This is a genomic window from Halanaerobium sp. (assembly GCF_003070835.1).
This window is the reverse complement of record NZ_QBLR01000224.1, coordinates 1-5606: the sequence shown is the minus strand read 5'-3', so window position 1 is coordinate 5606 and position 5606 is coordinate 1. Positions and strand designations below refer to the sequence as shown.

The 5606-nt window shown below is 34.5% G+C and carries 6 protein-coding genes; all 6 read left to right on the top strand.

The genetic code is table 11. The annotated features are described in order from the left end of the window. Positions 1-291: 291 nt before the first annotated feature. The 6 genes from CI949_RS15930 (at position 292) to CI949_RS15905 (ending at position 5570) form a co-directional block, all read left to right on the top strand. Positions 292-861, top strand: coding sequence for a DUF4256 domain-containing protein (locus CI949_RS15930; protein ID WP_290768098.1), 570 nt, complete (start codon positions 292-294; stop codon positions 859-861). Between the two features lie 122 nt (positions 862-983). Further along, positions 984-1712, top strand: coding sequence for an HD family phosphohydrolase (locus tag CI949_RS15925; protein WP_290768096.1), 729 nt, complete (start codon positions 984-986; stop codon positions 1710-1712). Between the two features lie 48 nt (positions 1713-1760). After that, on the top strand, positions 1761-2870 hold the full coding sequence (locus tag CI949_RS15920; protein ID WP_290768094.1) for a methylated-DNA--[protein]-cysteine S-methyltransferase: 1110 nt from the start codon (positions 1761-1763) through the stop codon (positions 2868-2870). A gap of 35 nt (positions 2871-2905) precedes the next feature. Further along, positions 2906-3244: a DsrE family protein gene (locus CI949_RS15915; RefSeq protein ID WP_290768092.1), complete on the top strand. Its 339-nt coding sequence runs from the start codon at positions 2906-2908 to the stop codon at positions 3242-3244. A 115-nt stretch (positions 3245-3359) separates the two neighbouring features. After that, positions 3360-4457 (top strand): chorismate synthase, encoded by a 1098-nt coding sequence (gene aroC, locus CI949_RS15910; RefSeq protein ID WP_290768091.1) that lies wholly within the window; start codon positions 3360-3362, stop codon positions 4455-4457. 360 nt (positions 4458-4817) lie between these two features. Beyond that, positions 4818-5570: an ABC transporter ATP-binding protein gene (locus CI949_RS15905; RefSeq protein WP_290768089.1), complete on the top strand. Its 753-nt coding sequence runs from the start codon at positions 4818-4820 to the stop codon at positions 5568-5570. The last annotated feature ends 36 nt before the right edge of the window (positions 5571-5606 follow it).

Sequence of the window (5606 nt, the reverse complement as noted above, 5' to 3'; positions counted from 1 at the left end):
TTAATAACTCCAGCACATATGTTAATTGCATATCAAACACCTTTTTCATTAATTATTAATATCAATGATATTTTAAACCAATGCAAAAAACTTTATTACTAAGTATATTATACCACTAAAAGAACAAACGTTCAACAGATATAAAGCTTTTTTAAATATAAACTAGCCGATTCATCCCCGCCCATTAGCATAAGCGAGGCTTTCTCGGCTAAATTCGGTAATATACTATATTTATAGCGAGAAACTGATAATTTATTTATAAAACCTTTAAAGTTATAGGGGGATAAAAGGGTGAAGAAAAACACTAAAAAGGAATTATCTGCAGAACAGCAGCAGAAATTAATTAAAATATTAAGGGAACGATTTGAAAAAAATATGGATCGTCATCAGAATCTTAAATGGTCTGCGGTAGAAACTAAACTTTTATCTAAACCGGAAGAATTGTGGTCGTTAAATGAAATGGAAAAAACAGGTGGAGAACCGGATGCTGTTGATTTTGACCAGAATAGTGGAGAATATATATTTGTCGACTGTGCAGCTGAAAGTCCTGCCGGAAGAAGGAGTCTCTGCTATGATCGGGAAGCACTTGAGTCAAGAAAAAAGAATAAGCCTGAAAATAGTGCCCTTGATCTGGCTGCGGATATGGGGATAGAAATTTTAACAGAAAAAGAATACCGAAAGCTGCAAGAGTTGGGAGAGTTTGATTTAAAAACTTCAAGCTGGATAAAAACTACCAAAGAAATTCGAGAACTGGGTGGAGCACTTTTTTGTGACCGTCGTTATGATCATGTTTTTGTTTATCATAATGGTGCCCAGTCTTATTATAGCTCCAGGGGCTTTCGCGGATTACTGCGGGTTTAATCCAAAAAATATGCCTGCTTATCAATTCAACTTGTTTTATAGGTCTTTAAATGTTAAAATTTGATAAGTAAGTTATTATAAATTATGATTTAAGACAATTAGAATATACAAGAGGTGCAAAAATGAAGGAATTGAAAGAAGCTTTTATTGCCGATCTTAAAAAGACCAGTAAAGATGGAATTGAAGAATTATTAGTTTTTTTAGAAGAAATTGATTTTTATAAAAAGCCAGCTAGCATCAGACATCATTTAAACAGGACAGGTGGACTTTTAGAACACACTGAAAATGTTAAGAGAGAATATTTAAAATTAAATGAAGAAATTTCTGCAGGTATTCCCCGGGAAAATATTATTCTTCAGGCTTCACTGCATGATATCGAAAAATGTTTTGCCTATACTTCTGAGATGCAGCATACCATTACTCCAGGCCAGAATAATTTTTTAAGAAGTCTGGTCAGAGATAATATGGAAATGTATAATAATTATGGCCTTGATAAATATGTTGAAGATAAAGAATTTATAATATCTAAAGAATATGCCAGTGATTTAATTAAGTGGTTTAAGGATGGGCGGAATGTTGCTCCACCTGATTTAAGAAATGACTGGAATTATAACGAGGATAATTTACCATTAAACCATTCAATGCGGGCGATTCTTGAAGCATCTAAATTTATTGATTTAGAGGAGAGAGATATTCTTGCAATTACTTATCATATGGGACCTTATGGCCCCTTTGATGAGCGTAAAAGAAGTAAAGCAGAAGAACTCTATCCTGATGTAAGACTTCTTCACCTGGCTGATTCCATAGCCACTAAAAAAGAGGATATTGAAGAAGATTTGAATGGTAATTAAATAGATAGATCTATTTAAGATCTCTTTTAATTGAGGTGTTTTTAGATTATGAAAAAGAAAATAAAAATTTCTCAAGCAGAAATTGATTACCTAAAAGCTAAAGACCGGAGGATGTCAGATTTAATTGGGTATCTTGGTGAAATAAATAGATATTATACTCCTGATCCTTTTACTTCCTTAACTCAGAGTATTGTCTACCAGCAGCTTTCCGGCAGTGCGGCTGATTCTATCTGGAAGAAAGTAAATAAGATTCTTCCTAAGTTAACGCCTGAAGCTGTTGCTGCTGTTCCTGAAAGCAAACTGAAAGAAGCCGGTCTATCCGAGCGTAAAGTTAATTACCTTAATAATCTGGCAGAAGCAGTTTTGGAGAATAATGTTCAGCTTGCTAAAATTGAAGAGCTTTCCGATGAGGAAATAATTGAACAGTTAACAGCTGTTAAAGGAATTGGCCGCTGGACAGCAGAGATGTTTTTAATATTTTCTTTAGTTAGAAGAAATGTAATCAGTTATTATGATTTAGGTATTAGGAAGGGAATTCAGTGGTTTTATGGTTTGAAATCTGAGCCGTCCGAAAAGGATTTTAAAAAGTTTAAAAGAAAATTCTCGCCTTATAATACAGCAGCTTCTTTTTATATTTGGGAGGTAACTGCCCAGAATCTTGATCAGACTTTTAAAAATGCTGAAGAATTATCTACTGCTAATAAAGTGGTCTATTATGACTCACCAATTGGGTTAATTGAGCTCCAGGCTAGTCAGGGTGAGCTATTGAGCCTTCAATTTCAGAAAGTAAAGCGCTATCAGGAAGAGGAGACAGCTGTTTTGTCAGCCTCTAAAACACAGTTGGATGAGTATTTCGAGGGAAAAAGAAAAGAATTCAAGCTTCCACTTAGAATTGAAGGTACGGATTTTCAAAAAAGTGTCTGGAAACAGCTAAGGGAAATTCCTTATGGAGCTACCTTTTCTTATAAGGAAATAGCAGAAACAATCGGGAATGACAAAGCTTATAGAGCAGTTGGTAATGCAAATAATAAAAACAGCATTCCAGTTATTATTCCCTGCCATCGGGTAACTGCAAGTAGTGGTGAAATCGGTGGTTATGGAGCGGGAATCTGGCGGAAAAAGTGGCTGCTTAAGCATGAAAATAAGAATAAATTATGATATATTTTATATAAATTATAAAAGAGGTGATGTTAATGGATAAATTTGCAATTTTCGCATTTAACGGAGAATTAATGTGCTTTCAGCATGTACTGCTTAACGCGCTGGACTTAGCTGAAAAAGGACATGAGGCAAAAATTATTTTTGAAGGTGAAGCAGTAAAACTGGTTCAAAAACTGGAAGAGTCAAATAACAAAAACTACTTTGAAGCTAAAGAGAAAGGGCTAATTGACTGTATCTGTAAAGCCTGTTCTGCTAAACTGGGAGTATTAGAATATAACGAGAAAACTGATATTCCTCTCAAAGGTGATATGAGTGGTCATCCTTCTATGGAAGCCTACATAAAAGATGGTTATCAAATTATAACTATGTAGATTTATAAAAATTATTTAATTTAAACATTAAAACAAAAATAAAAGATTTGAGCCCGAAAGAAATAGAATAATTTTCTGTTCTTTCGGGTTTTAGAATTTAAAAGAGGTGAGAGAAATGTCAGGATCAGTACTGGGAGATTTATTTAAAATTTCAACCTGGGGAGAATCACACGGTAAAGCCTTAGGTGTTGTAATTGACGGCTGTCCGGCCGGACTTGAAATTTCAGAAGCAGATATCCAAAAAGACTTAGATAGGAGAAAGCCAGGTCAGTCACCATTTACAACTCCCCGCAAGGAAAAAGATGAGGTAGAAATTCTTTCGGGTGTATTTGAAGGTAAGACAACTGGAACTCCAATTTCGATGATTATTTATAATAAAAATCAGCGTTCAAAGGATTATTCTGCTTTAAAAGATGTCTACAGACCGGCCCAATCTGATTACAGTTATGATTTAAAATATGGTTTTAGAGATCATAGAGGAAGTGGACGGGCTTCAGGCAGAGAAACGGCGGCCAGAGTTGCAGCAGGAGCGGTAGCGAGAAAAATACTGGCTAAGCTTGGGGTTGAGATTACAGCCTACACAGCCTCGATTGGACCTGTGGCAGTTGACTCGGAAAATTTTAATCAGGACAATATTCAGAAAAACTTTTTGTATATGCCGGATCTTGAGGCAGCCAAAGAAGCAGAGGCATATTTAACAAAATTGATTGAAGAAAACAATTCTTCTGGTGGTACAATTGAATGCAGGGTAAAGAATATACCTGCTGGGCTGGGAGATCCGGTCTTTGATAAAACTGATGCTCTGCTCGCCAGAGCGGTAATGTCAATCGGTGCTGTCAAGGGTGTAGAAATTGGCAGTGGTTTTAAGGCTTCTAAAATGACCGGTCATCAGCACAATGATTTTTTCAATTATCAGCAGGGAGAAATAACTAAATTAACTAATAATGCCGGCGGTACCTTAGGTGGGATTACAGATGGCAGTGATATTGTATTGAGAGCTGCTGTAAAACCTACCCCTTCAATCGAAAAAACTCAGCAGACTGTAAACAAAGCTGGGGAAAATATTGAAATTAATATTGAGGGACGAAATGATCCGGTAATTGTTCCCCGAGCAGTTGTGGTTGTAGAAGCAATGATATCTTTAATTTTAGTAGATCTGCTTTTAAAGAATATGACAGCCAGGATTGATTATCTTGAAAGAGTATACAATTAATATAAATAAGGAGCAAGAAAACCACCTGTAATTTTATAATGCCAGGTGGTTTTAAATATTTATATTAAATATTAATCGTTTACCTGTGTTTAGACTAGAGATTATAATTAATCCTAAGTAACTGACTTATATTTCTTGTTAATCAACTCTAAAAAAACTTGATATTATTTAGTGACTATTCTATACTATAGTAGAATGCTCGAAATTAAAAATAAGCTGAAAGTTTATTTTTTTTGCGCTTTATTGAAAATGAATTTCAATTTCGTTAAAGTGGTGTTTTAATAAGATTATTTAATTCAGTGGAGGTGTATTTTTATAAAATTAATTGTAGAAGACTTAAAGGTTGGATATGATGATACTTTGGTTGTAAAAGGTCTGAATTTAGAAATTCCTGAAAATAAGGTTACGGCAATAATTGGTGCAAATGGAAGTGGTAAATCAACTTTGTTAAAGTCAATCACTCGAATAATTCCATATGATTCTGGGAATGTTATTCTTGATGGTGAAGAAATTAATAATATTGATACTAAAGAACTGGCTAAAAAGCTCTCTATATTACCTCAAACTCAGGAAATTACAGAAGGTCTTACAGTGGGAGAACTTGTTTCCTATGGTCGTTTTCCCCATCAGAGTGGATTAGGTAGATTAAAAAGAGAAGATTATTATGCGATCGATAAAGCTTTGGAGATGACAGGAACTGATAAATTTAAATATAGATCTTTGGATGCTCTCTCAGGTGGTCAGAGACAGCGGGTCTGGATAGCTATGGCTTTAGCTCAGGAAACAGAGACAATATTTTTAGATGAACCTACAACCTATCTTGATCTTGCTCATCAACTTGAAGTTTTAACCCTGCTTTCGGATTTGAATAAAAATGAAAATAGAACTATTGTTATGGTTTTGCATGACTTAAATCAGGCAGCCCGTTTTGCTGATTTTATTATTGCAATGAAAGATGGAAAAATAGTTAAAGCTGGAGATCCGGAGGAAGTTATTTCTGCTCCAGTACTAAAAAAAATATTTAATATTGACGCGATGATTGGAAGAGATCCTGTAACAGATAAACCAATGTGTTTGACCTATAATATTATGATAACGTCAAATAAAATATGATAGTTACCATAAAATGTAAGTAAATAGTAATAGAGC